The organism is Sphingobium cyanobacteriorum (genome assembly GCF_030580935.1).
Taxonomy (GTDB): Bacteria; Pseudomonadota; Alphaproteobacteria; order Sphingomonadales; family Sphingomonadaceae; genus Sphingobium; species Sphingobium cyanobacteriorum.
The window spans coordinates 233,513-258,249 of the sequence record NZ_JAUQOM010000002.1 but is presented as its reverse complement, the minus strand read 5'-3'; the positions used below and the strand labels follow the sequence as shown (position 1 = coordinate 258,249).

The 24,737-nt window shown below is 64.0% G+C and carries 24 protein-coding genes; 11 read left to right on the top strand and 13 right to left on the bottom strand.

Annotated elements, in window-relative coordinates; translation table 11 throughout:
• Positions 1 to 35: 35 nt before the first annotated feature.
• The 7 genes from cpaB (at position 36) to Q4610_RS06110 (ending at position 7,151) form a co-directional block, all read left to right on the top strand.
• Positions 36 to 1,049 (top strand): Flp pilus assembly protein CpaB, encoded by a 1,014-nt coding sequence (gene cpaB, locus Q4610_RS06140; RefSeq protein WP_304535114.1) that lies wholly within the window; start codon positions 36 to 38, stop codon positions 1,047 to 1,049.
• A 1-nt stretch (position 1,050) separates the two neighbouring features.
• Positions 1,051 to 2,577 carry a type II and III secretion system protein family protein gene (locus tag Q4610_RS06135; protein ID WP_304535113.1) on the top strand — a complete coding sequence of 509 codons (1,527 nt, stop codon included), beginning with the start codon at positions 1,051 to 1,053 and terminating at the stop codon, positions 2,575 to 2,577.
• 15 nt (positions 2,578 to 2,592) lie between these two features.
• Positions 2,593 to 3,255, top strand: a complete 663-nt coding sequence (locus Q4610_RS06130; RefSeq protein ID WP_304535112.1) for a CpaD family pilus assembly protein — start codon at positions 2,593 to 2,595, stop codon at positions 3,253 to 3,255.
• Between the two features lies 1 nt (position 3,256).
• Entirely contained in the window at positions 3,257 to 4,546 is a 1,290-nt protein-coding gene (locus Q4610_RS06125) for a nucleotide-binding protein (protein ID WP_304535111.1), read from the top strand.
• A 56-nt stretch (positions 4,547 to 4,602) separates the two neighbouring features.
• The gene (locus Q4610_RS06120; protein WP_304535110.1) at positions 4,603 to 5,601 is read left to right on the top strand and encodes a type II secretion system F family protein; all 999 of its coding nucleotides are present in this window, start codon (positions 4,603 to 4,605) and stop codon (positions 5,599 to 5,601) included.
• Positions 5,602 to 5,620: 19 nt separating this feature from the next.
• Positions 5,621 to 6,610, top strand: coding sequence for a type II secretion system F family protein (locus Q4610_RS06115; protein ID WP_304535109.1), 990 nt, complete (start codon positions 5,621 to 5,623; stop codon positions 6,608 to 6,610).
• Positions 6,611 to 6,737: 127 nt separating this feature from the next.
• Positions 6,738 to 7,151, top strand: coding sequence for a DUF2147 domain-containing protein (locus Q4610_RS06110; protein WP_304535108.1), 414 nt, complete (start codon positions 6,738 to 6,740; stop codon positions 7,149 to 7,151).
• A 15-nt stretch (positions 7,152 to 7,166) separates the two neighbouring features.
• Here the strand turns inward: Q4610_RS06110 and Q4610_RS06105 are convergent, their stop codons facing one another.
• From Q4610_RS06105 to glmM, 5 genes are read right to left on the bottom strand one after another with little or no spacing between them, the layout of a single operon-like run.
• The gene (locus Q4610_RS06105; RefSeq protein WP_304535107.1) at positions 7,167 to 7,766 is read right to left on the bottom strand and encodes a ribonuclease HII; all 600 of its coding nucleotides are present in this window, start codon (positions 7,764 to 7,766) and stop codon (positions 7,167 to 7,169) included.
• Complete coding sequence (gene thiD / locus Q4610_RS06100; RefSeq protein WP_304535106.1) at positions 7,759 to 8,637, bottom strand: bifunctional hydroxymethylpyrimidine kinase/phosphomethylpyrimidine kinase; 879 nt, start codon at positions 8,635 to 8,637, stop codon at positions 7,759 to 7,761. The genes Q4610_RS06105 and thiD overlap by 8 nt, the downstream gene beginning before the upstream one ends.
• Complete coding sequence (locus Q4610_RS06095) at positions 8,634 to 8,858, bottom strand: DUF1272 domain-containing protein (RefSeq protein ID WP_304535105.1); 225 nt, start codon at positions 8,856 to 8,858, stop codon at positions 8,634 to 8,636. Before Q4610_RS06095 ends, thiD begins: the two co-directional genes overlap by 4 nt.
• Complete coding sequence (locus tag Q4610_RS06090; RefSeq protein WP_304535104.1) at positions 8,851 to 9,465, bottom strand: hypothetical protein; 615 nt, start codon at positions 9,463 to 9,465, stop codon at positions 8,851 to 8,853. The genes Q4610_RS06095 and Q4610_RS06090 overlap by 8 nt, the downstream gene beginning before the upstream one ends.
• The gene (glmM, locus tag Q4610_RS06085) at positions 9,462 to 10,802 is read right to left on the bottom strand and encodes a phosphoglucosamine mutase (RefSeq protein WP_304535103.1); all 1,341 of its coding nucleotides are present in this window, start codon (positions 10,800 to 10,802) and stop codon (positions 9,462 to 9,464) included. Before glmM ends, Q4610_RS06090 begins: the two co-directional genes overlap by 4 nt.
• Positions 10,803 to 10,965: 163 nt before the next feature.
• Here glmM and Q4610_RS06080 point away from each other — a divergent pair, with 163 nt between their 5' ends.
• Positions 10,966 to 12,333 (top strand): alanine/glycine:cation symporter family protein, encoded by a 1,368-nt coding sequence (locus Q4610_RS06080; RefSeq protein ID WP_304535557.1) that lies wholly within the window; start codon positions 10,966 to 10,968, stop codon positions 12,331 to 12,333.
• Between the two features lie 73 nt (positions 12,334 to 12,406).
• Here Q4610_RS06080 and Q4610_RS06075 read toward each other — a convergent pair whose 3' ends face one another.
• Both Q4610_RS06075 and Q4610_RS06070 read right to left on the bottom strand, forming a co-directional pair.
• Positions 12,407 to 12,589: a CsbD family protein gene (locus tag Q4610_RS06075; protein ID WP_304535102.1), complete on the bottom strand. Its 183-nt coding sequence runs from the start codon at positions 12,587 to 12,589 to the stop codon at positions 12,407 to 12,409.
• Positions 12,590 to 12,672: 83 nt separating this feature from the next.
• Positions 12,673 to 13,830: a GNAT family N-acetyltransferase gene (locus Q4610_RS06070; protein ID WP_304535101.1), complete on the bottom strand. Its 1,158-nt coding sequence runs from the start codon at positions 13,828 to 13,830 to the stop codon at positions 12,673 to 12,675.
• Between the two features lie 146 nt (positions 13,831 to 13,976).
• On the opposite strand from Q4610_RS06070, the gene Q4610_RS06065 reads away from it, so the two are divergent.
• Complete coding sequence (locus Q4610_RS06065; RefSeq protein WP_304535100.1) at positions 13,977 to 15,044, top strand: fatty acid desaturase family protein; 1,068 nt, start codon at positions 13,977 to 13,979, stop codon at positions 15,042 to 15,044.
• A gap of 110 nt (positions 15,045 to 15,154) precedes the next feature.
• On the opposite strand, the gene Q4610_RS06060 is transcribed toward Q4610_RS06065, so the two are convergent.
• The 3 genes from Q4610_RS06060 to lptF all read right to left on the bottom strand — a co-directional run bounded on the left by Q4610_RS06060 (position 15,155) and on the right by lptF (position 18,079).
• On the bottom strand, positions 15,155 to 15,532 hold the full coding sequence (locus tag Q4610_RS06060) for a VOC family protein (RefSeq protein WP_304535099.1): 378 nt from the start codon (positions 15,530 to 15,532) through the stop codon (positions 15,155 to 15,157).
• 231 nt (positions 15,533 to 15,763) lie between these two features.
• Entirely contained in the window at positions 15,764 to 16,861 is a 1,098-nt protein-coding gene (lptG, locus tag Q4610_RS06055) for an LPS export ABC transporter permease LptG (RefSeq protein ID WP_304535098.1), read from the bottom strand.
• A 3-nt stretch (positions 16,862 to 16,864) separates the two neighbouring features.
• Positions 16,865 to 18,079, bottom strand: coding sequence for an LPS export ABC transporter permease LptF (lptF, locus tag Q4610_RS06050; protein WP_304535097.1), 1,215 nt, complete (start codon positions 18,077 to 18,079; stop codon positions 16,865 to 16,867).
• Between the two features lie 129 nt (positions 18,080 to 18,208).
• On the opposite strand from lptF, the gene Q4610_RS06045 reads away from it, so the two are divergent.
• Both Q4610_RS06045 and Q4610_RS06040 read left to right on the top strand, forming a co-directional pair.
• On the top strand, positions 18,209 to 18,703 hold the full coding sequence (locus Q4610_RS06045) for a DUF2141 domain-containing protein (protein WP_304535096.1): 495 nt from the start codon (positions 18,209 to 18,211) through the stop codon (positions 18,701 to 18,703).
• A 9-nt stretch (positions 18,704 to 18,712) separates the two neighbouring features.
• Complete coding sequence (locus Q4610_RS06040; protein WP_304535095.1) at positions 18,713 to 19,681, top strand: diacylglycerol/lipid kinase family protein; 969 nt, start codon at positions 18,713 to 18,715, stop codon at positions 19,679 to 19,681.
• Here the strand turns inward: Q4610_RS06040 and Q4610_RS06035 are convergent, their stop codons facing one another.
• The 3 genes from Q4610_RS06035 to Q4610_RS06025 all read right to left on the bottom strand — a co-directional run bounded on the left by Q4610_RS06035 (position 19,682) and on the right by Q4610_RS06025 (position 24,736).
• Positions 19,682 to 21,133: an MATE family efflux transporter gene (locus Q4610_RS06035; RefSeq protein WP_304535094.1), complete on the bottom strand. Its 1,452-nt coding sequence runs from the start codon at positions 21,131 to 21,133 to the stop codon at positions 19,682 to 19,684. It lies immediately after the preceding gene.
• A gap of 63 nt (positions 21,134 to 21,196) precedes the next feature.
• Entirely contained in the window at positions 21,197 to 24,004 is a 2,808-nt protein-coding gene (locus Q4610_RS06030) for a valine--tRNA ligase (RefSeq protein WP_304535093.1), read from the bottom strand.
• A 45-nt stretch (positions 24,005 to 24,049) separates the two neighbouring features.
• Positions 24,050 to 24,736: an NnrU family protein gene (locus Q4610_RS06025; protein ID WP_304535092.1), complete on the bottom strand. Its 687-nt coding sequence runs from the start codon at positions 24,734 to 24,736 to the stop codon at positions 24,050 to 24,052.
• Position 24,737 lies beyond the last annotated feature (1 nt).

Below are 24,737 nucleotides of genomic sequence, written 5' to 3'. Positions count from 1 at the left end.
GGCAATGCACCCATTTGAGGGAGGCGAATTTCGTCATGGATGCTAAGAAGATCGTGCTGCTGGTGGGGGCGCTTATCATAGCGGTCACTACGGCCTTGCTTGCGCGCAGCATGTTGAGTTCGTCAAGCGCGCCGCAGGTCAACGCTGCGGCCATGCCCACGGAGGCGGATCAGCCGCATGTGCTGGTCGCGACCAAGGCGTTGCCCGTAGGCACCATCCTGGACGCGGAAAGTTTCCGTTTCCAGCCCTGGCCCAAGGATCTGATCGAACAGGCCTATTATCTCAAGGGGCAGGCCGATCCCGCCAAGCTGGCCGGCAGCGTCGTCCGCAGCGCCATCACGGCAGGCCAGCCGCTGACGCAGGGCGCCATTGTAAAGCCGGGCGAACGCGGCTTCCTGGCTGCCGCGCTGGGGCCGGGGATGCGCGCCGTGACGGTGCCGGTATCGGCCCAAAGCTCTGTCGCGGGCTTCGTCTTTCCGGGCGACCGTATCGACCTGGTCCTGACGCAGAGCGTGTCGGGCGGCGGCGACGGCGATCCGCTCAAAGTATCCGAAACCATCCTGCGCAACCTGCGCGTGCTCGCCACCGACCAGCGCATGGATGCGATGGGCGCTGACGGCAAGCCGGAAGTGCGCACCTATTCCAACGTCACGATCGAAGTGACACCCAAGATCGCCGAGAAGATCGCGGTGTCGCAGACCATCGGATCGCTGTCCATGTCGCTCCGTTCGATCGCCGATAATGCGTCGGATCTGGACGCGGCAATCGCCGGCGCCGATGTCGACCTGCCCGGTAACGCCAGTCCGAACGCTGAAAAGGCGATCATCGCGAAACTGGCCGCCCGTCCGGTCGATCGCGGTTCCACCTATTCGACCGGGGCCGACGTGTCGCGCTACCAGCGCAGCTCGGTGCCCGCCAAGGCCGAATCACCTGTGCCGCCGATGGCGGCCGCCAATGGCGCGCCGGTCGGCACAGTCGCTTTCAAGGGACCAGTGATCCGCGTGGCGCGCGGCACCAATGTGACCGAAGTTCCGGTCGGGGGTAAGTAAGATGAAGAGCTTGCACAATCGCACCCCGCGCATCGCCGCTCCGGCGATCGCGCTGGGCCTGGCGGTCGCGGCCATCGCGGCCCCCGCCACCGCTGTTAACGCGGCACCATCAAGCACCCAGGACAATGCGATCCTGATGTCGGTGGGCGGCAGCCGGGTCGTCAACCTGGGTGCGAAGATGTCGGACGTGGTGATCGGCGATCCCGATGTGGTCGACGTTCATGTCCGGTCGCAGAACCAGCTTTACCTGATCGCCAAGAAGGCCGGTGAAACCACCGTCTTTGCCACCGCGCCCAACGGCAAGGTCCTGTTTTCAGGCACGGTGCGGGTCGGCAACAACCTGACCAGCATCGACGATATGCTCCATCTGGCGATGCCGGGCGCAGAGATCGCGGTCAACAAGATGAACGGCATGGTGCTGCTGACCGGCACGATCCAGGCCCCGGAGGACGCGGCCGAAGCGGAACGCCTGACCCAGGCCTTCGTCGGCAAGGACGTGACCGTGGTTAGCCGGCTGCGCATGGCAACGCCCTTGCAGGTGATGCTCCAGGTCAAGATCGCCGAAGTCAGCAAGGATATCGGCCACAAGATCGGCACCAATTTCGCATCGGTCGATCGCACCGGCGGTTCGGCCGGCTTCGTAGGTGGCGGAACGCGCAACTTCGCGACCTATACGCGCGGCGAAACGACCGCGACGGTCAACTCCAACGGCACCTCCACCGTGACCGGCACGCCCAGCTACTGGACCTTCAACAGCGCGTTCGACGGCGTATATAGCCTGGGCGGCGTGGCCAAGATATTGGGCATCGACATTGCCGGCGCACTGGACCTGGCCGAATCGAGCGGTCTGGCCACCACCCTGGCGCAGCCCAACCTGACCGCGCTGTCGGGTGAAACCGCCAGCTTCCTGGCGGGTGGCGAATATCCCTATACGGTCAGCAACGGCACGCAGGGCAACAGCATCGAGTTCAAGCAATATGGCGTGCAACTGGCCTTCACCCCGACGGTGCTGGCCGATGGTCGCATCTCGCTGCGTGTCCGCCCGACCGTGTCCAGCCTCGATTTCACGCTGAACGCCAGCGTGCCCGCGCTCAAGAGCCGCACGGCGGAAACGACGGTCGAACTGGGATCGGGCCAGGCATTCATGATCGCCGGCCTGCTGAACAACGAAACCAGCAACGGCATCAACAAGGTGCCGGGCCTGGGCGACATCCCGATCCTGGGCAGCCTGTTCAAGTCGCGGCAGTTCCAGCGTTCGGAAACCGAACTGGTGATCGTCGTCACCCCCTATCTGGCCAAGCCGATGAATGCATCCGATGTGCGTCTGCCTACCGATGGCTATCGCAACGCCACGCAGGTGCAGGGACTGCTGCTGCAACAGGAAAGCGAAGGAATCAGCGGTGCGCGCGGTCATGGACCGACCAGGGCGCCGGGATCTCCGGTGCCGGTCGGCCCGCAGGCCGCCACCGTGCGCAGCGACAACAAGCCGGGCAAGCCCGGCGCCGCCGCCCCCGGCTTCAGCTTCTGACGGAAGGACCACGACATGACCTCCCCTATGCCTCCCCGTCTCGTCATCAAGGCCATCGCCGCCCTGGCCATCGTCGCGACGCCGATGATCGCCCATGCCCGTGATCGCGCCAACCGCAGCGTCGATTCGGTGTTCCAGCCGGTCGTCAGCTACGCTGCCTATACGTTCGACGTGCAGGCCGGGTCCGGTGGCAGCCTGCCCACCTATGAAGCCGGGCGGCTCAACGACTGGTTCGCCTCGATCGGCCTTGGCTATGGCGATCAGGTCGCGATCGTCACCGACAGCGGCTATTACAGCCCGGCGCTGCGTGAAGATGTGGCCGACATCGTGGCGCGCCACGGCCTGCTGGTCGCAGAGGACAGTTCCGCCGTCGCCGGCGCCGCCCCGGCGGGCAGCGTCCGCCTGATCGTGCGCCGCGCCACCGCCAGCGTGCCTGGCTGCCCGGACTGGCGCCAGACGCAGGAAACCAACATGAATCTGGCGACCACGTCGAATTTCGGCTGCGGCGTCAACAGCAACTGGGCAGCGATGGTCGCCAATCCAGAGGATCTGGTCCGTGGTCAGGGCACCGACAGCGGCCTGCGCACGGCCACGTCCAACCGCGCCATTTCCACCTATCGTGACAAGGCGCCAACGGGCGCGGGCGATCTCAAGCAGTTGAAGGCAGGAGGCCAATAAGATGAACGCACCCTGGAAACCCGGCATGGCCGGGCAGCGCGATCCCTTCCACGCCTTCGTCTGCGACGATCACAGCTTCGACATGCTGCGCGCCGTGTGCGCCGAACTGGGTTGGGCGCCGGAGAAGGTGCACAAGGGCGGGATGCGCAATGCGGTCCAGAGCCTGTCGATCACCGCGTCGCCGCAAATCCTGTTCGTCGACATGTCCGAAAGCGGCGATCCGCTGAACGACATCAACAGCCTGGCCGAAGTGTGCGAGCCGGGCACCGTCGTCATCGCGGCGGGACAGGTTAATGACGTGCGCCTCTATCGCGATCTCGTCGCCAGCGGCATCCAGGACTATCTGCTCAAGCCCTTTGGCGCGGACCAGCTACGCGACGCACTGGCGCAGGCGCAGGCCGTGTTCATGGCGCCGCGCGACGCCGGACCGGAACGTCCCCATTGCACCATCGCGGTCATCGGCACCCGTGGCGGCGTGGGCGCATCCAGCATCGCGACCTCGCTTGCCTGGATGCTGTCGGAAAAGAAGAAGCGGCCGACCGCCCTGCTCGACCTCGATGTGCATTTCGGCACCAATGCGCTGGCGATGGACCTGGAACCGGGCCGCGGCCTGACCGACGCAATCGAAAATCCCAGCCGTATCGACGGCCTCTTCATCGAACGCGCGATGGTGCGGGCCAGCGACACGCTGGCGATCCTGTCGGCCGAAGCGCCGATCAGCCAGCCGATGATGACCGATGGCGGCGCCTTCTACCAGTTGCTGGAGGAATTCCGCCTCGCCTTCGAATGCAGCGTTATCGACCTGCCACGCAACATGCTGATCCAGCATCCGCATCTGGCGACGGACGTTAATGTGACGCTGGTGGTGACGGAACTGACGCTGGCGTCGGCCCGCGACACGATCCGCATCCTGTCCTGGCTGAAAAGCAATGCGCCGCAAAGCCGGGTTCTGGTGGTCGCCAACCGCGTCCATCCCGGATCGCCGGAAATCAGCCGCAAGGATTTCGAACAGTCGATCGAACGCAAGGTCGATGTGCTGATCCCGTTCGACCTGCGCATCGCGGCGCAGGCGGCGAAGCTGGGCAAGACGCTGGCCGAAACCGCCAAGGGCAGCAAGATAGGCGCAGCCTGCACCGCTTTGCTGAACGAAGTGCTGGGCGCCGCCGAAACGGAAGATGCCCCGGTCACGGTCAAGGCTGCTGGCAAGAAGGGCGAATCCCTGCTGGGCAAGATCGATTTCAGGTCGATGATCCCGTCGCGCCGCAAGGACAAGGTGGCGCAGGAAGATTGACGGCGCGCGCCGCCGGACTGGCGGCGCGGGGCTTCTTTTAGGAAACGGGCGACACGATGGACGGCAATTTCATCCTGATAACGGTGCTGATGGCGACCCTTGTGGGCCTCGTCGTGATCGCCTTTGCCGGTCCGTCGCCGGAAAAGGCGCGCAAGCGCCGTATCGCGCTGATCCGTGGCCGACACAGCGATTCGGCCGAAGCGCTGCTGGAAGCGCGGATGCGCAAGGCCATCTCCAATCGCTCCGCCGGCGTCGAAGCCAAGATGCTGGTGTCGTTGATTCCCAACCCGGAAAATCTGACCAAGCGCCTGCGCATGACCGGCAAGAAGTGGACGCTGAGCCAGTATATGACGGCCAGCGCCGTCCTGTTCCTGTTGATCACGGCTTTTCTGGCGCTGCGCGGCTTTCCCTTCCTCTTCGCGATGATGGTCGGCCTGGCTGCCGGTCTTGGCCTGCCGCACTGGTGGGTCAGTCGCCTGATCAAGGGACGGATCAACCGTTTCAACGCCAAATTCCCTGATGCGCTCGAACTGCTGACCCGCGGCCTGCGGTCGGGCCTGCCGATCGCCGAAACGCTGGGCATCGTGTCGAGCGAAATTCCAGGGCCAGTGGGTGAGGAATTCAAGCTCATCACCGAACGCATCAAGATCGGCCGGACGATGGAGCAGGCGTTGCAGGAAACCGCCGATCGACTGGGCACGCCTGAATTCCAGTTTTTCGTCATCACGCTGGCGATCCAGCGCGAAACCGGCGGCAACCTGGCCGAAACGCTGCAAAATCTTGCCACCGTGCTGCGCCAGCGCGCGCAAATGAAGCTCAAGATCCGCGCCATGTCATCGGAATCCAAGGCGTCCGCCTATATCATCGGCGCGCTGCCTTTTCTGGTGTTCGGCATGATCTGTTACATCAATTTCAATTATATGAGCCCCTTCTTCACCCCCGATCCGGCGGGTATTTTCGGGCTTTCGCTGATGCAGGTGATCGGCATTGGCGGCATGTGCTGGATGGCCATCGGCGCCTTCATCATGGCCCAGATGGTCAATTTCGAAATCTGACGAGGGAGCGAGAAAGACAATGGACGCCCCTACCCCCGCCGGCACCCTGTTCGGCCTGAGCGCAACCGATTTCGGCACGCTGCTGGCCGCGCTGGCGACGCTGGCCATGCTGTTCGCGCTCTACGCGGTCATGACCGTGCGCGATCCCATGGCCAAGCGCGTCAAGGCGCTGAACGAACGGCGCGAACAGTTGAAGGCGGGCATAACCGCTTCCACCGCCAAGCGCCGCGCCAGCCTGGTCCGCAAGAACCAGACGACCGACAATATGCGGTCCTTCCTGTCGAGCCTGAAGGTCTTGCAGGACGACCAGCTCAAGGACGCGCAGATCCGCCTGGCACAGGCCGGCATCCGGTCCAAGGACTGGGCCGTCGCCGTCATCTTCGGCCGGATGATCCTGCCGATCGTGATCGGCGGCCTGGCCGCGATCCTGCTCTATGGCGTGGGCATCGAACCCGAATGGGGACCGATAAAGCGCTTCTTCGCCTTCGCGGTCGCGTTGCTGCTCGCCTACAAGGCGCCCGACATCTATATCGACAACAAGGTGCAGAAGCGCGCCGCCGCGATCCGCAAGGGGCTGCCCGACGCGCTCGACCTGCTGGTGATCTGCGCCGAAGCAGGCCTGACCGTCGATGCCGCCTTCAATCGCTGCGCCCGCGAACTGGGCAAGGCCTATCCTGAACTGGGCGACGAGTTCCAGTTGACCGCAATCGAGCTGAGCTTCCTGACCGAGCGCCGCATGGCGTTTGAAAATCTGGCGACGCGCGTGAAGCTGGATGCGGTCAAAGGCGTGGTGACAACCATGATCCAGACCGAAAAATATGGCACCCCGCTCGCGTCAGCCCTGCGTGTGCTGTCCGCCGAGTTCCGCCATGAACGCATGATGCGCGCCGAGGAAAAGGCCGCGCGTCTGCCCGCGATCATGACCGTACCGCTGATTCTCTTCATCCTGCCGACCCTGTTCGTCGTCATTCTGGGTCCGGCGGCCTGTTCGATCAGCACTGCCTTCTAAAAAATCGGAGAGCGGGGCAGGCGTTGCCGTAACGTCGCCCCTGACACGCCCGCCCCGCCTGCAAAAAGGCGGTGGCGGGCGCTGTTTTCCGGCCCTATCTCCGCGTCAAAGACAAGGAGTGGATCGCATGAAATCAGTCGCAATGGCCCTCTTCACCCTGGCTGTCATCGCGTCCCCCGCGCAGGCGGCACAGCCTGTCACCGGCCGCTGGGCCACCGTGGATGGCAAGGCGATCGTCCAGATCGCGCCTTGCGGCAGGCAATTGTGCGGCCGGATCGAAAAGATCGTGAAGCCCACCCCCGGCCGGCCCCAGACCGACATCAAGAATCCCGATCCCGCATTGCGGTCAAAGCCGCTGGTGGGCCTGGCCCTGCTCACCGGCTTCGAGGATGCCGGCGACATCTGGAAAGGCACGATCTACGATCCAGAAAGCGGCAAAAGCTATGCGTCGAAGGTCAGCCGCAACGGCAATGGCACGCTGAAGGTGCAGGGTTGCATCGCCATCTTCTGCAAGACCCAGACCTGGACGCCGATGCGATAGGACATTGCCCGCGCGTCAGAGCAGGGTCAGTTGCGCGACGGGAGCGAAACTGCGGCGGTGCAGCGGGGTCGGGCCATGTTCGCGCAGCGCGGCGAGATGCCGGGCGCTGCCATAGCCCTTGTTCGTGTCCCAGCCATATTGGGGATGGTCGACCGCCGCCGCGATCATCATCCGGTCGCGCGTTTCCTTGGCGATGATGGAGGCGGCCGCGATCGACAGGCATTTGGCATCGCCCTCCACGATCGCGGTCGAAGGCCAGCGCCATGCCGGGCAGCGGTTCCCGTCCACCAGCACATGCACGCAGTCGTGGCTGAGCGCCTCGACTGCGCGGGTCATGGCCAGCATCGTCGCCCAGAGGATGTTGATCTGGTCGATCTCCTCGACACTGGCGATGCCCACGCCCCAGCAAAGCGCCCGCGCTTTGATCTCGACCTCCAGCGCGGCGCGGCGTTTTGCCGTCAGTTGCTTGGAATCGTTAAGTCCTTCGGGACAATCCTCCGCCCGCAGGATGACGGCGGCGGCGACCACCGGCCCCGCCAATGGACCACGCCCCGCCTCGTCCACGCCCGCGACCAGGCCGGGGTGATGGCGGGATTCGTAAGCGAAGTCAGGCATGATCGGCGTAGCGCGCGGCGAAGGCCGCCGCGTCCCATCCGGCCGGATCGCGCGCCGCCAGCAGATGATAGAAGGGCGTCAGGCCCAGCGCATGGCCCATCGGCCCATGCCCCTGGCCCAGCCCCGGCGCGGCGGCCAGCGCAGCAGCGACGAACGCTTCCGCCCGATCCACCGCGTCGGCCAGCGACAGGCCACCGCCCAGCCCGGTGGCGATCGCGCTGGCCAGGGTACAGCCGGTGCCATGGCTATGCCGGGTCTCGATCCGTTCGACGGAATAGTCGGCGACCATATCCTCATCGATCAGCAGATCATGGATCAGGGGGCGATCATCCGTGGCCTGCTGCGGCAGATGGCCGCCCTTGGCGACGATGACGGCCCCGGTCCGCGCCCGCAACGCCTGCGCCGCTTGTTCCAGGCCGTCCAGATCGGCAATCGCCATGCCGGTCAGCGCCTGCAATTCCGGGACATTGGGGGTGATGACCGTGGCGACCTGCATCAGCCTTTCGAACGCGGCGATGGTCGCTGCGTCCGCCAGCAGTGACCCGCTGGTCGCGACCATGACGGGGTCGAATATAATGGGGATCGCCGGCGAGAGACGATCAGCGACAGCATTCGCCGTTTCCGCGCTGCCGATCATGCCGATCTTCACCGCGTCCACGCCGATGTCGGTGATGCAGCTTTCCATCTGGGCCAGCACCATGTCGGTGGGCACCGGATGGACGGCCTGCACGCCCAGCGTGTTCTGCGCCGTGATCGCGGTGATCGCGGTCATGGCATGGCCGCTCAGCATCGTCACGGTCTTGATGTCCGCCTGGATGCCCGCGCCGCCCCCGCTGTCGGAACCGGCGATGATGAGGATGCGCGCCGTCATCCCTTGTGCTTGCGCTCCGTCGAGGCGGGATTGTTCGCCAGCGCCTTGCCCGTCCGGGTCGGGCGATCCATCAGTTCGCCGCCGCAATTGGGGCAGCGATCGTCCAGCGCTTCAGCGCAGGGCGCGCAATAGGTGCATTCGAACGAACAGATGAACGCGCCTGGCGCATCAGCGGGCAGGTCCACGCCACAGCGTTCGCAATCGGGGCGCATCTCAAGCATGGTTGTCTGTCTGTTGCCGAATATCTGGCATCACTCTGCCCTCTTTCCTTTTGATAGCTTCAATCGTTCGACGCCAGCAGAGCCACAGTCCAGCAACCGGAGCAAAACTCGCCATCAAATAAGCGACAGCCCGGACAAATCCCGAAATCTCAAAAGAGAAATAAAAGCCATATCTGTCATATATCTGTACAGAAAGAATTAATGCAGATGACAAACATGCTGGAGAAAGAATATAGAGAAAGACATTTGCAACTACTTTTGCAATACTGAGCTGATATATAATTTTTTTATACCGCCCTCTAGGCGCGATCATCTCATCATATGAAACATCACGGAATTTTTTATATGCATCGGCAACACCGCGAATACGCCTAGCTTCAGATGCAAGATGATAATGAGCAAACAACGCTATCCCAGCACCATATGTAGGTACGATAAGGATCGGCCAGCCCACGTCGGTCAGGTCGGGCTTCAAAAATGGCCCCAAAATTGCGGCCCCGACCAACAAACCCCATATGTTGAAGGAAACCCAAAAGGTCCGGTGCAGATATTCGCGCTCGCGCGCCAACATCTCGACGCGTGCCAACTCAGTGAACTCCCCACTCACGCCGCCGCCTTTTCCACCGCCGCGCAGATGCGGTCTACCACATCGCGCACCTGATCCTCCCGGTCGCCTTCGGCCATCACCCGGATCACAGGTTCAGTGCCGGACGGACGGATGACGAGGCGGCCGGAGCCGGTCAGCTCCGCCTCCGCCTGCGCGATCACGCGCTTGACATCGTCATGCTCCAACGGCTTGCCGCCGGCGAAACGGACATTTTTGAGCAGTTGCGGCACCGGATCGAACTGGTGCAGCGTCTCGCTGGCGGGCTTGCCGGAGCGGACCAGCGCGGCCAGCACCTGCAAGGCCGCGACCGTGCCGTCGCCGGTGGTGGCGTAATCGGACAGGATCATGTGGCCCGACTGTTCGCCGCCGACATTGAAACCGCCCTCGCGCATCCGTTCCAGCACATAGCGGTCGCCGACCTTCGTGCGTTCCAGGCCAATGCCCTGCGCCGACAGGAAGCGTTCGAGGCCCAGGTTGGACATGACCGTCGCGACCAGCCCGCCACCGCGCAGCGTGCCTTCGCGCGCCCAGTTGGCCGCGATCAGCGCCATGATCTGGTCGCCATCGACGATCTGGCCCTGTTCATCGACCACGATCAGCCGGTCGGCGTCCCCGTCCAGCGCGATGCCGATGTCCGCGCCCGCCGACACCACGGTTTCCTGGAGCAGCAAGGGCGCGGTCGATCCGCAACCGTCATTGATGTTGGTGCCATTGGGCGTCACCCCGACCGCGACCACCGTGGCGCCCAGTTCCCACAGCGCGGACGGCGCGACCTGATAGGCGGCGCCATTGGCGCAATCGACCACGATCTTGAGGCCATCGAGGCGCAAATCGGCCGGGAAGCTGGACTTGACCGAGTGGATATAGCGACCGCGCGCATCCTCGACCCGGCGGGCGCGCCCGATATCCTTGGACGCGGCGAGCGGAATATCCTCTCCCAGCAGCGCTTCGATCTTCAGTTCATCCTCGTCCGACAATTTATAGCCGTCCGGGCCGAACAATTTGATGCCATTGTCGAAATAGGGATTGTGGCTGGCCGAGATCATGACGCCCAGATCGGCGCGCATCGAATGGGCGAGCAGGGCCACGGCGGGGGTCGGGATCGGGCCGAACTGGACCACATCCATGCCCACGGCGGTAAAGCCGGCCACCAGCGCATTTTCGACCATATAGCCCGACAGGCGGGTATCCTTGCCGATCACGACGCGATGCCGGTGGCTGCCGCGCTGGAAATGGGTGCCGGCGGCCATGCCGACCTTCATCGCCAGTTCGGCCGTCATCGGCCATTGGTTGGTGCGGCCACGGATGCCGTCAGTGCCGAAATATTGCCTGCTCATGGCATCTCCATGCACCGATCGGCTACAGCCCCGCAACCCATTATCCGTTCGCCCTGAACCTGTCGAAGGGCGGCGCGCGCCCTGCGACAGGTTCAGGGCGAACGAAGGTTTGGATAAGAATTTGTTGATCGACTTTCCCGCTATCGCGCGGCATCGCGGGCCGATGGAAAATTTCAATGGCTTCGTCGATGGCCTGTCCGCCGCCGTCTTTTTCAAGGTGCCGCTCTTTGGCGCGCAGATCGAACTGATCGTGCTCTATCTGGCGCTGCCGATGCTGTTCTTCACGCTCTGGCTGGGCTTCCCCAACATCACCCAGATCGGGCGTGCCGTCCGCATCCTGCGGACCCAGCCGCGTGAGGGCGAGGCGAAGGGCGATGTCAGCCAGTGGGCGGCGCTCTCCACCGCCTTGTCCGGCACCATCGGCCTGGGCAATATCGCCGGCGTCGCGGTGGCACTGACTATGGGCGGGCCGGGCGCGATATTGTGGATGTTCATCATCGGCTGGTTCGCGATGACGGTGAAGATGGCGGAGGTCACGCTCGGCCTCAAATATCGCGTGTTCGACGCGGCTGGCCATGTCCATGGCGGGCCGATGTATGTGCTCAAAGCCGTGGGCGCGGCGCGGGGCTGGCCCAGGGTCGGACTGGCGCTGGGCGGGGCCTATGCCTTCTTCGCGCTGTTCGGGGCGATCCCGATGGTACAGGTGAACCAGAGCTTCGCGCAGGTCAGGCAAGTGACCGGCCTGACCAATGGCTGGGCCTATGGCGTGTTTCTGGCCGCAGCCGTCGCCCTGGTGACGCTGGGCGGCGCGGCCTGGCTGGGCGAGGTCGCCAAGCGGCTGACCCCGCTCAAGGTCGCGGTCTATCTGGCGGGCGTCGCGGCGATCCTGATCCTGCACGTGGCCGACATCCCCGCCGCGCTGGCGCTGATCTGGAACGGGGCGTGGAGCGGGCAGGCCGCGACCGGCGGCGCTGTCGGTGCCTTCGTTGCGGGCATGCGCCGCGCGGTGTTCGCCAGCGAGGCGGGCGTGGGGTCGGCGGTCATGGCGCACAGCCTGGCGCGGGCGGAGCATCCGGTGTCGGAGGGGCTGGTCGCGCTGCTGGAACCGCTGCTCGGCACGATGATCGTCTGCGCGCTGGGCGGGCTGGCGCTGGTGGTCGCGGGAACCTGGAATAGCGGGCTGGAGGGGATCGCGATCACATCGGCCGCCTTTGCCCAGGTATCGCCCTGGTTCCCCTGGCTGCTGGCGGTGGTGGTGTTCCTGTTCGCCTATTCGACGCTGGTGGCCTGGGGCTTTTATGGCTTGCAGGCATGGGGCTATCTGTTCGGCAACGGACCGCGGGCGCAATGGACCTACAAGATCCTCTACGTCGTCGCCCTGCCCCCTGCCGCCGCGATCGACCTGGGCCGCGTGGTCGGGATCGTGGACAGCAGCTTCTTCCTGATGGCCATTCCCAACGTCATCGCGCTCTATCTGTGCGCCGGGGAATTGCGACGGGACGTGCGCGCCTATCTGGCCGAGCGGCGCTGACGATCGACCCGGCCTACAGCAAAAGGCCCCGCTCCTTTCGGAACGGGGCCTTTTTCATGCACTGGCAAGCAGATCAGATCTTGTCGCCCAGCGCGCCCTTGACCGATCCGGCGACATCCTGCGCCGTGCCCTTGGCCTTCTGCGCCTTGCCTTCGGCTTCCAGACGCTCATTGTCGGTCGCCTTGCCGATGCTTTCCTTGACAGCGCCAGCCGCCTTGTTGCCTGCGGCCTTCAGCTTGTCGGTTGCTTCACCCATGTCGTGTCTCCTTGCGTTGAAGTTGAAGGTCCAACGACGCAAGGCGCAAAGGGTTGCCGCCGATACGCAGGCGAAACAAAGCGTTACAGCGGTTTTTCGTAAATCTGGTAGATTTTGTTCACGCTGCTGTTGATCGCCTCCGCAATCGCATTCATGCCCTGATTGTCGTCCAGCACCCAGCCGATCTCGCCACGGGTCGATCCATAATGGGCGACCGCTTCCAGCCGGATCGTCTCGATCATCATGAAGGCAAGCTGGCTGGCCATGCGCGAGCTTTGCAATCGCTGGACCACGCCCATCAACGGCACCCGCATCGTGCGCGCCTTGGGCTTGCGCAGCCATTTCAGCAGCTTGATGAAGCCGAAGGGGAGGAGCGAGCCGTTCAGCGCCTTGGTCGCTTCGTTCAGGTCGGGCAGGGTCATCATGAACGCGACCGGCTCGCCGTCCAGTTCGGCGATCATGATCAGATCCTCGAACACGATCGGCTTCAATTTCTTGCCGGTATGCGCGATTTCCGCGTCGGTGATCGGCACGAAACCCCAGTTGTTGCCCCAGGCGTCGTTCAGGATCGACAGGATGATCGCGGCTTCCTGATCGAATTTCCGTTTGTCGACCCGGCGGATGCGGATGCGGTCATTCTTCTGGCCCGACGCGATGATGCGCTGGATCAGCGGCGGGAAACTGTTGGTGATGTCCAGTTCATAGGTTTTGAGCTGCTTGGCCGGGGCATAGCCTGCCCCTTCGATCATCGCCTGATAGGCGGGGCTGTTATGCCCCATCATCACCGTGGGCGGATGATCATGCCCCGCGATCAGCAGGCCCGGTTCTTCCCAGATGGACAGCGAGATTGGTCCCAGCACACGGGTCATGCCACGGCCGCGCAGCCAGCCTTCGGCGGTCGCGATCAATGCGCGGCCGGTTTCCGCGTCCTCTGCCTCGAACAAGCCGAAATTGCCCGTCCCCGGCCCCATCCCCTGTTCGACCGGCTGTTCCAGCGCGAGATGATCTATATGGGCGGAAATGCGCCCGACGACCCTGCCGCCCCGGCGGGCGAGAAAATATTGCGCCTCGGCATGACCGAAAAAGGGATTCTTCCCCGGCGTCAGCAATTCCTTCACCTCCGCCTTCAATGGCGGCACCCAGTTGGGGTCATTGGCATAGATGCGCCAGGGCAGGTCGATGAATGCCTTGAGGTCGGCCTTGCCGGAAACGGGGGTAATGACCAGATCGGATTGCGCCACGATTGCCGCCTTGGAAAAATGAGTTGGGTGCAGTTCGCCCCTTGTTTGCGCAATGTCAATCAGGCGCGGGAAACCATGGGCCAGGACGGGTGAAATGTCATGGTGCTGCCATGATCTCAGCGCATTTGGAGGCTAGGACGGCCAGCATGACAGTGCATGATCCCATTCTTGCCGCCGCGCAGAAGGCGCGGGCGGCGATCCCCGACGACAGCGCGATGCTGCGCGCCGCGGCCGAACTGACGCGCGACCATTCGGTCGCCAATCCGCGCATCTACTGGCCCGACATGCTGGCGTCCGCCCTGCTGGGCTGGGGCGCGATGTTGGGGGCGATCGTCGTGGACAATGTGGCGGTGGCGGTCGCCTGCGGCGTCGTGGCGATGCTGGCGCTCTATCGCGCGGCCAGCTTCATCCACGAACTGACCCATATCCGCAAGGGTGCGCTGCCCGGCTTCCGCTTCGGCTGGAACCTGATCGTCGGCATCCCGCTGATGATCCCGTCCTTCCTGTATGAAGGCGTGCATACCCAGCATCATGCCCGCACCCGCTATGGCACGGCGGAAGACCCCGAATATCTGCCGCTGGCGCTGATGAAGCCCTGGTCGCTGCCGCTGTTCATCCTGGTCGCGGCGCTCGCGCCCGTCGGCCTCATCCTGCGCTTCGGCTTACTGACGCCGCTGTCGCTACTGATCCCGCCGCTGCGCGCGAAGGTGGTGGCGGAACTGTCCGCCCTGTCGATCAATCCCGCCTATCGCCGCCGCCCCCCGGAGGGGGATTTCGCGCGGATGTGGGCGTGGCAGGAAGCGGGCGCATCGCTGTTCGCGATGGCGCTGGTAGGCAGCCTGTTCGCCTTCGGCTGGAAACCGCTGCTCGTCTATATGGGCATCCATTCGGCCATGACCGTCATCAACCAGCTCCGCACCCTGGTCGCGCATCTGTGGGAGAATGAGGGCGAAGCGATGACCGTGACGGCGCAATATCTGGACTCGGTCAATGTGCCGCCGCCCGGCACGCTGCCTGCGCTGTGGGCACCAGTCGGGCTGCGCTACCATGCGCTGCATCATCTGCTCCCCAGCGTCCCCTATCATGCGCTGGGCCAGGCCCATGCCAGCCTGATGGCGACGCTGGATGCGGGCTCGCCCTATCACAAGGGCAATTACGCCGGGATGCTGCCGCTGGTCGGCAAGATCGCCCGCAGCACGATGACGGCGCGCTGAACGGCGGGACACGTCGCTTTCGTCGGCAAGGATCGGTGCGAACGTCGGGCGCGTCTGGCGGATGGTGAACGCTCTGCCCGCTATGCCCGGCGCGGGAAGCGAATGGTCGTCTAAGGCATCTGGTCAGACGGCCATCCGACCCGGACGAGAAGGCCGTCAGGGCCGGCGATGCCAACCTCATACAGCCCCCATTCGCGGTGACGAAGGATGCCGCCTGGGCGGATGACCAAATCGTCCACCCGCGCGGCGACGGTCGCGACCTCTGGTGTTCGAATGAAAATGCCGAACGGATTATGGTCTTCTGGGACCCGCCATTCTCCTTGCCCCGCTTGGGTCAGATGCACCTCGCAACCCAATCCCTGCATGATGAGATAGTCATCGCTGCCGCCGACCTGCTCGAAACCGAGACGCTCCCAGAATGGAATCGCGGCCGCCAGGTCATTGCTTGGAACAATGGCGAACGCTCCGACATCAGACACATCCGTCACGTCTCGATCCTCCAGTCAGAAACCCAGGATGCGATGAGCCTGCCATCTCCGCAACCACGCACCATCAGCCCCGCGAAAATTTTTCCGTTGCGGGTTGAAACCCGTTCCGGGCGGCCCATATCGGCGCTGTCCCGGTCTCCTTTCCCCTCCCCCCTATGAGGATCGGGACGCCCCCTGCTGAAGGCCCTGTGCGACACCCCTTGGTCGCCGGGGCCTTCTTTGTTCCGCTCGCTATTCCTCGGTGCGGAACAGCACGGTTTCGCCCACCAGCAGGAACAGGAAGAAGGGCGCCCAGGCGGCCAGCACCGGCGGATAGGCGCCCAGGCTCCCCATCGCGAGCGAGAAATTGTCCGCCACGAAATAGGCGAAGCCCAGCGCCATGCCCAGCACCGCCCGGATGAACAACTGGCCCGACCGCGCCAGGCCGAAGGCCGCGACCGACCCCAGGATCGGCATCAGCAGCGCGGAGAGCGGCCCGGACAGCTTGTGCCACAAATTGCCTTCCAGCTCTGCGGTCGGCCGGCCGGCATCGTGGAGGTCGGAAATGGCGGCCTGCAATTCGCGGAAAGTCAGGGCGTCGGGATCGACCTTCGCCAGGGTGAACTGGTCGGGGCGAATATCCCGGCCGAAACGCACCGTGCCGACATTGCGCATCGTCCCGCGCGCGACATCGAACTGGCGCGCATTTTCCAGCACCCAGCTTTGGGTCGCGGCGTCATAATGGCCCTTTGGCGCCTGGACGATGGTGGTCAGACTGTTGTTGACGCGGTTGTAGATTTCGATCTGGCGCAACTGGACATCCTTGCCCCGCCCGGCGACGATCGCGACATGGACCAGATTATTGCCGTCGCGCACCCAGGGGTTGGATTTCACGCCACTGTCGCGCGGCACCGGGCCATAATCCACCGCTTCCCAGGCGCTCAACGCCGCCGTCGAACGCGCGACGATCCGCTCGTTAAAGACGAAGCTGATCACGGACACGCCCAGCGCCGCGGCGATCAGCGGCGCCAATATCTGGTGCGCGGACAGGCCACCCGCCTTCATCGCGATGATCTCGCTATTCTGGTTCAGGCTCGCCAGCATGACCAGCGTGCCCAGCAACACCGAGAAAGGCAGGAAGCGCGCGATGATCTGCGGCGCGCGCAGCCCGACATAATGCCATAGCTGCGCGTCGCCATTGCCCGGATAGGCCAGCACGTCGCCCGAATTGCCGAGCAGGTCGAGCGTCTGGAGCACGACGACCAGCAGCATCAGCACGGCAAAGGTCCGGGTCAGGAACAGCCGCGCCATATACCAGCTCATCTGGCGCGAAGGGAAGAAATTCCACATGGGTCAGGCCGCTCCTTCCGCCGGCACGGGCGTTCGCCGCCGGCCAAAGCGCAGCAACCGGACGATCTGCTTGCCCAGCTTTGCAAAGGCATATTCGAGCGCGCCGATGGGCTGTCCGCCGGGGCGATGCGCGATCACATGATACATCCACAGCACCAGCGCGGAGGCGAACAGGAACGGCACCCACAGCGCGATGATCGGATCGACCTTGCCCAGCGCGCCGACGCTTTCGCCATATTGATTGACCTTGTGATAGGTGACGATGAACACGATCGAGAGAAAAACGCCCAGCGCCGAAGTCGATCGCTTGGGCGGGATCGCAAAGGCCAGCGCGGCCAGCGGCAGCAGCAGCATGAACACGACCTCTGCCATGCGGAAATGGAAATTGGCCCGGATTTCGGCCTTCAGCTTGTCGGGCGTCGCGGGATTGCGGCCGATCACCATCAATTCGGGTATCGTCTTTTCCCGGTCGACATCGCGACCACGGAAATTCTCTATCCTGGGCAGGTCGATCGGCAGGTCATGGCTGGAGAAGGAGAGGATGCGCGGCGTCTTATATTTGGGCGCATCGTTCACCAGCACGCCGTCACGCAGGCGGAAGATGATGGTGTCGGGATCGTCGGTGGCCAGGAATGTGCCCTGCGCCGCCGTGACCGCGACTGATTGGCCATTCCGGCTCACCGCGCGCACGAAAATCCCCTGGAGATTGCGGCCTTCGTCCAGGCTGCGCTCGATCCGCATCGTCATGCGCTTGCCCAGCGTGGTGAACTCGCCGACCTTGATCGATGCGCCCAGCGCGCCAGAGCGCAGTTCGAACCGCAACGCTTCATAGGCGTGGCGCGACAGCGGCTGAACAAAGCCCACGATACCGAAATTAAGCAAGGCCAGCGCGATCGCATAGATATAGGGCACACGCAGCAGACGGCCGTAGGAGAGGCCCACCGCCCGCATCACGTCCAGTTCGGACGACAGCGCCAGCTTGCGGAAGGCCAGCAATATGCCCAGCATCAACCCGATCGGGATGCCGAGCGAGAGATATTCGGGCAGCATGTTGGCCAGCATCCGCCACACGACGCTGACCGGGCCTCCTTCCGCCGCGACGAAATCGAACAGGCTGAGCATCTTGTCCAGCACCAGCAACATCGCGGCGATGACGAGCGTGCCCAGCATCGGCAGAGCGATCAGGCGGGCGATATAGCGGTCGGTGGCGGTCAGCATTCTCTAAGTCGTCGTCCCATCACCATGATTTGGCCGCAAACCCATCCCATATCCTGAGCAAGGTAATTGCGGGGCGAACAGGGGCTCGCCAACCGGGTCATGCCGGTGGCTATAGCTTCCAGGAGTCTGATGGTCATGGTAAAAGTTGCACTGGGTCTGATGTCGGCGACAGCGTTGATCGCTGCGACGCCGGCGCTGGCCCATGGCCAGGAAATTGCGAACGATCTCGAACGGTGCGGGGCCAGCACGCGCGGGCCGGCGGTGCTGGTCGACGTGCGCGGCTTTGCCGCCGCCAGCGGCAAGGTGCGCGTCCAGTCCTATCCCGCCACGAAGGCCGCCTGGCTGACGAAAGGCGAATGGATCAACCGGATCGACACCGCAGTGCGTCCCACCAATGGCGCCATGCGCTTCTGCGTGCCGGTGCCGCAACCGGGCAAATATGGCATCGCCGTGCGGCACGACCGCGATGGCAATGGCAAGACCGACATTGCGCGCGATGGCGGCGGATTTTCCAACAATCCTGCGATCAGCATCTTCAACCTGGGCAAGCCCGGTGTTGAAAAAGCGGCTTTCTACGCGGGGCCCGGCGTGACGAAAATCACGATCAACCTCAAATATATGTGATCCAAAGCCATGGTCTGCGTCGCGCTTCTGTCCAATCCGAAATCCACGGGCAACCGGCAGACCCTTCCCCGCGTGCGCAGCTATTGCGCCAGCAACCCCGACATCTTCCATTATGAAGTGGAACATGTCGATCAGATCGGCCGGGCGTTCCAGACGATCGCCCGCGTCGATCCCACCGTCATCGTCATCAATGGCGGCGACGGCACGGTGCAGGCGTCGCTGACCGAACTGTATCAGGGCGAACATTTCAAGGGCCGGGTGCCGCCGATCGCGGTGCTGCCCAATGGCAAGACCAACCTGATCGCGCTCGATCTTGGCATCCATGGCGACCCGATCAAGGCGCTGGAGCGGATCGTCGCCATCGCCAAGGCGGGCGTGGACGATCATGTCGTCGCGCGCGAACTGATCGCCCTGTCCGACGGCGCGGTCGGCAGCCGCCCGGTGCTGGGCATGTTCCTGGGTGGCGCGGGCCTGGCTGATTACATGCTCTATTGCCGCAACCAGATTTATCCGCTGGGCCTGTCCAATGGCCTGAGCCATGTCATTACAGCGATCGCAGTGGTGTTTTCGCTGCTGTTCGGCATCCGTGCCCGCTTCCTGCCGCCATCGAGCCGGCCGGTCAGCATATCGCTGATTCGCGAGGGCCAGTTGGTCGGGCGCTTTGCCGTTCTGATCGTCACCACGCTGGAGCGGCTGCTGCTGGGCGTGGACCCTGGCGACAGCCGGCGCGGCAACATGAAACTGATGGCGGTCGACCAGAATTTGCCCGCCCTCCTCCGGCTGATCTGGGCCAGCCTGTTCAAGCGCGTGGGAAAGTCGAAGATGCAGGGCATCCACCTGGAACAGGGCGATGTCATCCGTATCGAGGGCGACCGCAGCAGCGTCATCCTGGACGGCGAACTGTTCGAAGCGTCGGAAGGCAAGCCGATCGTGCTGCGCTCCACCGAGCCGGTGCCGTTCCTGCGGCTGGCGGCCTGATTATCCTGTCGGCGTGCTCCGGCCCGCCGGCTCCGCCTCGCTGTGCACCGATTCGCGACAGGCCTCCGCATGAACGGGCGTCATCCGTCGCGCCGTGCGCCAGTCGCCCCTGGCATAGACCATCGCTGCCAGCAGCAGGGCAACCAGCGATCCCGCCGGAAAACTCAGCCACAGCGCATCGGCCCCCAATGCCGGATAACCCAGATGGTAAAAGCCGAGCCGCACACCAAATAAAGTGAAGGTCAGGATGACCAGCGGCGCGACGACGACCCCGTTGGCGCGCATCACGCCGAACAGGATCATGGTGCAGCCGAACAGCAGGAAGCTCCAGCTTGCCAGCATCTGCATGCGCCATGCCGCATCGATCGCCCCCTGGTTGCTGCCCAGGAACAGCGACAGCAAGGGCGCATGGAACAGCAGGATGATGGCGATCATCGCGCTCGTGACCGTAAGCAGATAGACCATGCCATAGACGGTGATGCGGCTGATCCGGTCCCACCGGCCCGCGCCGACATTCTGCGCCGCCATGGCGCTGACCGCCGCGCCCATCGCCATCGCCGGCATCTGGAGATAGGTCCAGATCTGCTGCGCCGCGCCATAGGCCGCCGTCACCAGCAGCCCTTCGCGATTGACCAGGCCGATCATCACCAGGCCTGAAGCGGACATGACGATCATCTGCAACCCCATCGGCAACCCCTTGCCCAGCAGCACGCGCATCTGGTCGGCGGCCGGCCACAGATAGCGCAGTTCCGCGCCGCGCAGCCGCAACGGCAAATCCTTGGCATGGATGTAGGCGATGACACCGATCAGGCTGACGATCCCGGCCGCCGCCGTCGCCGCCGCCGATCCGGCGATGCCGAAGGCGGGGATCGGCCCCAGCCCCAGGATCAGCACCGGATTGAGGATCAGGTCGACCGCGACGCTGACGATCATGAAAATCAGCGGGGTGCGCGCGTCGCCCGCCCCGCGCAGGCCCATCATGATCATGACGACCAGCAGGGTGGCAGGCATGGCGACGAAGATGACGCGCAGATAGATGAGCGCCATGGCGAACGCCTCCACCGGGGTCGCCAGCAAGCGCAGCAGCGCGGGCGCGCCGATCCATCCGCCGATCGCCACCCCCAGCCCCAATATCGAGCAGAAACCGATCGCCGATCCAAAGGCGCGCCGTGCCGCGTCGATATCGCGCGCACCGACCGACTGGGCGACGACCACGGTGGAGGCCATGCCGAAGCCGAACACGACCGAGAACATGAGGAACATGATGATATTGGCGTTGGCCGTCGCGGCCAGCGCCTGCGCACCCAGGAAGCGGCCGACCCAGATGGCGTTGATCGACCCGTTGAGCGACTGGAGGATGTTGGACGCCAGCGTGGGAATGGCGAACAGCAGCAGGGTGGAGCCGATCGGTCCCTGCGTCAGGTCTTTTGCGCCTGCACTGCTTGCTGCCACTCGCCTGCCTCTCCCCTCATGTCGGTGTCCCCGCGCAGGCGGGAACACACAGCCCTTATAGGTTTAGCCCAGCCGGTCCAGCGCGGCCTTCAACCGTTCCGCTTCGGCGGCCTTTTCGGCATGGTCCTCCCGCGCCTTGGCCACCGCTTCGGGCTTGGCCTTTTCGACGAAACTGGGGTTGGACAGGCGACCGCCAAGGCCATCGCGCTCCTTCTCCGCCGCGGACAGCGCCTTGGCGAGACGGGTCTTTTCCGCCGCAATGTCGATCACGCCTTCCAGCGGCAGGATGAAGGTCGCCTCGTCCACCACGATCTGCGCCGCGCCGCCCGCCGGGGGATCGCCAAAGGTCAGGCTTTCGACCCGGCCAAGCCGTGCCAGCGCCACGCCCTGCCGGTCCAGACGCTGGTGCGTTTCTGCGGCGGCATCGCGCACGATCACCGGCAGCTTCGCGCCCGGCGGCACGTTGAGTTCGGTCCGCGCCGTCCGCATCGCGCTCACCAGCCGGATCAGCCAGTCGATCTCCGCCTGCGCTTCTGTATCGACCGCCGCCAGCGCCTGCGGCCATTGCGCGACGATCAATTCGTTGGAACGCTCGCCGGTCAGGTGCCATAACTCTTCGGTTATGAACGGCATGAAGGGATGCAGCATGACGAGGATCTGGTCGAACGCCCAGCCCGCGACGGCGCGCGTCTCATCGTCCATCGCGCCTTTGGTGAGTTCGATATACCAGTCGCAAAACTGGTCCCAGACGAAATGATAGATGGCGTTGGCGGCCGCGTCGAAACGCAGGTCGGCCAGCGCCGTGTCGATCGCCTGCACGGTCGCCACCGTTTCGGCGATGATCCAGCGGTTGACCGGAAGCTGCGCGGCGGGGGCGGCAATGTCGGTCGAGGCGGTGACGCCGTTCGACTGGAGGAAGCGCGCGGCGTTCCACAGCTTGGTCGCGAAGTTGCGATAGCCCTCGACCCGCTTCTCGTCCATCTTCACGTCGCGGCCCTGGCTCTCCATGGCGCTCATGAAGAAGCGCAGCGCATCGGCGCCGAACTTGTCTATCAGGCCGAGCGGATCGACCACATTGCCCTTGGACTTGGACATTTTCTGCCCGTCGGCGGCGCGGACAAGGCCGTGGAGATAGAGTTTGCGCCACGGAACGTCGCCCATGAACTCCATGCCCTGCATCGCCATCCGCGCGTCCCAGAAGAACAGGATGTCGAAGCCGGAAATCAGCAGGTCGTTGGGATAGTGGCGCGACAGCTTCTCGCCCTGCTCCGGCCAGCCCAGCGTGCCGAACGGCCAGAGGGCGGAAGAGAACCAGGTGTCGAGAACGTCAGTATCTCGATAAATATGTATCTTGCTGGTATCTTCTGCACCCTTTGCCGACGATTGCGGACTGTCATAAAAAACCAGATCATTCGGATCGACATTGTAAAATGTCGCCGCTGCCTGACGCGCATCAACTTCATTTTCCTCGATGAAGTCTTTCCAACCATTAGGGTCTTTACTGCCGTAAACTCGTGCGTTTCCTCTCAAACCAGGTCCGTACCAAGCCGGAATCCGATGCCCCCACCAAAGCTGGCGCGACACGCACCAGGGCTGGATATTCTCCATCCAGTTGAAGAAGGTCTTTTCCCAGCTCTTGGGCACGATTTCGATGCGGCCGTCGCGCACGGCCTGCATCGGCGCGACGGCCAGCTTCTCGGCATCGACATACCATTGATCGGTGAGCCAGGGTTCGATCACCACGCCGGAGCGATCCCCGAACGGCGTCTGGATCGTGCGCGGCTCAAAATCGGCCTCGACCGCCTCACCCTCCTTGGTCTTGCTGACGTGCGGCACGAGGAAGCCGTCCGCCTTCATCGCCTCGACCACCGCCTTGCGTGCGTCGAAACGGTCCAGCCCAAGGAACGCCTCCGGGACCAGCCCGTCTGCCGTCTGCACCACCTTCGCATCCGCATCGAACATATTGAGCATCTGGCCCGCCGCGATCCCCGCACGCTTGCCGACTTCGAAGTCGTTGAAATCATGCCCCGGCGTGATCTTGACCGCGCCCGATCCCAGTTCCGGGTCGGCATAGTCATCGCCGACGATCCGCAAGCGCCGCCCGGTGATCGGTTGCAAAATCTCCTTGCCGATCACACTCTGATAGCGCGGATCGTCGGGATGCACCGCGACCGCCATGTCGGCCAGCATCGTTTCCGGCCGCGTCGTTGCGACCACGATATGGTCGCTGCCATCCGCCAATGTCACGCCATCCGCCAGCGGATAGCGGAAGCGCCAGAAGCCGCCCTTCGTCTCGACCGTCTCGACCTCCAGATCCGAAATGGCGGAGCGGAAATGCGGGTCCCAGTTCACCAGCCTTTTGTCGCGATAGAGCAGCCCGCGTTTGTGCAGGTCCACGAACACCTTGACCACGGCCTTGGAAAAGCCCTCGTCCATGGTGAAGCGCTCATTGGCCCAGTCCATCGAGCAGCCCAGCCGCCGCAACTGGCCGGTGATGGTCCCGCCGCTCTCGGCCTTCCAGTCCCACACTTTTGCGATGAACTCATCACGCGTGAAGTCGGTGCGCTTCTGCTGCTTGGCATTGAGCTGCCGCTCGACCACCATCTGGGTCGCGATGCCCGCATGGTCGGTGCCGACCACCCACAGCGCATCCTTGCCGCGCAGCCGCTCGTAGCGGATCATGATGTCCTGCAACGTATTGTCGAGCGCATGGCCGATATGGAGCGAACCCGTCACGTTGGGCGGCGGATTGACGATCGTGAAGGGCGTCGCGTCCGGCCGTTCGGGGCGGAACAGGCCATTGCTCTCCCAATGGGCATACCAGCGGGATTCGATTGTCGCGGGGTCGAAGGTTTTGGGCAATTCGGTCATGGAAGCGCCCTTAATCGGCCTTACCGCTCCATTCCAGCGAAACTATCACCCAATCCAGCGCCAGATGCCTGCATCCCATCCGGCCAGCGGCATATGCGCCCATGTAGCGACCAGCCAGACGACCAGGCCGCCGGCCAGCGCATGTATCCCGAACCGGCCGAACCGCGCGCGACCGGCGGCGATCGCGGCGAACGGCCAGTAACTGGTCCGCGCCTCCCATTGCCGCCACATCTCCGGCTGTAGCGCTTCCTTCTTGCGATCCTGCAAGGCTGCGCCGACCAGCGCCAGGATCAGGATCGCCAGCGCGACAATGATATTCTTGGCCACCGGATAGACCAGGATATGGCTGACGCTCCAAAGCGCGAAGGACCACATCATCGGATGGCGGGTGATGGCGAACACGCCCTTCGCTTCGGCTGGCGCGCCCATCTGCCCTTCGGGGTCCGGCATGGCCGGATTGCCGACGAACGACCCCATCAGCAGGATCGCCGCCAGCAGCATGATCGCACTCGCCAGCGCCCATAACCCATCGCCCACGCTCCAGACCATATTCGTTACGGATTCGTAACGATATGCCATGACCAGCCAGCCCAGGGTCGCAAAGGCAACCAGCGAATAGAGGCCCAGAAACGCCTTCTCCCCCACCCGCGCGACAATCGGGCCGCGCAGCGGGTGGGACAGAAGGAAATGAGTGCCCACAAAGGCCACCGCCGCGATCAGCACCGTCGACATG

Excerpts from the sequence above, each read along its gene's own strand:
- cpaB (WP_304535114.1), top strand. The coding sequence starts at position 36 with ATGGATGCTAAGAAGATCGTGCTGCTGGTGGGGGCGCTTATCATAGCG.
- Q4610_RS06135 (WP_304535113.1), top strand. The coding sequence starts at position 1,051 with ATGAAGAGCTTGCACAATCGCACCCCGCGCATCGCCGCTCCGGCGATC.
- Q4610_RS06130 (WP_304535112.1), top strand. The coding sequence starts at position 2,593 with ATGACCTCCCCTATGCCTCCCCGTCTCGTCATCAAGGCCATCGCCGCC.
- Q4610_RS06125 (WP_304535111.1), top strand. The coding sequence starts at position 3,257 with ATGAACGCACCCTGGAAACCCGGCATGGCCGGGCAGCGCGATCCCTTC.
- Q4610_RS06120 (WP_304535110.1), top strand. The coding sequence starts at position 4,603 with ATGGACGGCAATTTCATCCTGATAACGGTGCTGATGGCGACCCTTGTG.
- Q4610_RS06115 (WP_304535109.1), top strand. The coding sequence starts at position 5,621 with ATGGACGCCCCTACCCCCGCCGGCACCCTGTTCGGCCTGAGCGCAACC.
- Q4610_RS06110 (WP_304535108.1), top strand. The coding sequence starts at position 6,738 with ATGAAATCAGTCGCAATGGCCCTCTTCACCCTGGCTGTCATCGCGTCC.
- Q4610_RS06105 (WP_304535107.1), bottom strand. The coding sequence starts at position 7,766 with ATGCCTGACTTCGCTTACGAATCCCGCCATCACCCCGGCCTGGTCGCG.
- thiD (WP_304535106.1), bottom strand. The coding sequence starts at position 8,637 with ATGACGGCGCGCATCCTCATCATCGCCGGTTCCGACAGCGGGGGCGGC.
- Q4610_RS06095 (WP_304535105.1), bottom strand. The coding sequence starts at position 8,858 with ATGCTTGAGATGCGCCCCGATTGCGAACGCTGTGGCGTGGACCTGCCC.
- glmM (WP_304535103.1), bottom strand. The coding sequence starts at position 10,802 with ATGAGCAGGCAATATTTCGGCACTGACGGCATCCGTGGCCGCACCAAC.
- Q4610_RS06080 (WP_304535557.1), top strand. The coding sequence starts at position 10,966 with ATGGAAAATTTCAATGGCTTCGTCGATGGCCTGTCCGCCGCCGTCTTT.
- Q4610_RS06075 (WP_304535102.1), bottom strand. The coding sequence starts at position 12,589 with ATGGGTGAAGCAACCGACAAGCTGAAGGCCGCAGGCAACAAGGCGGCT.
- Q4610_RS06065 (WP_304535100.1), top strand. The coding sequence starts at position 13,977 with ATGACAGTGCATGATCCCATTCTTGCCGCCGCGCAGAAGGCGCGGGCG.
- lptG (WP_304535098.1), bottom strand. The coding sequence starts at position 16,861 with ATGTGGAATTTCTTCCCTTCGCGCCAGATGAGCTGGTATATGGCGCGG.
- lptF (WP_304535097.1), bottom strand. The coding sequence starts at position 18,079 with ATGCTGACCGCCACCGACCGCTATATCGCCCGCCTGATCGCTCTGCCG.
- Q4610_RS06045 (WP_304535096.1), top strand. The coding sequence starts at position 18,209 with ATGGTCATGGTAAAAGTTGCACTGGGTCTGATGTCGGCGACAGCGTTG.
- Q4610_RS06040 (WP_304535095.1), top strand. The coding sequence starts at position 18,713 with ATGGTCTGCGTCGCGCTTCTGTCCAATCCGAAATCCACGGGCAACCGG.
- Q4610_RS06030 (WP_304535093.1), bottom strand. The coding sequence starts at position 24,004 with ATGACCGAATTGCCCAAAACCTTCGACCCCGCGACAATCGAATCCCGC.
- Q4610_RS06025 (WP_304535092.1), bottom strand. The coding sequence starts at position 24,736 with ATGTCGACGGTGCTGATCGCGGCGGTGGCCTTTGTGGGCACTCATTTC.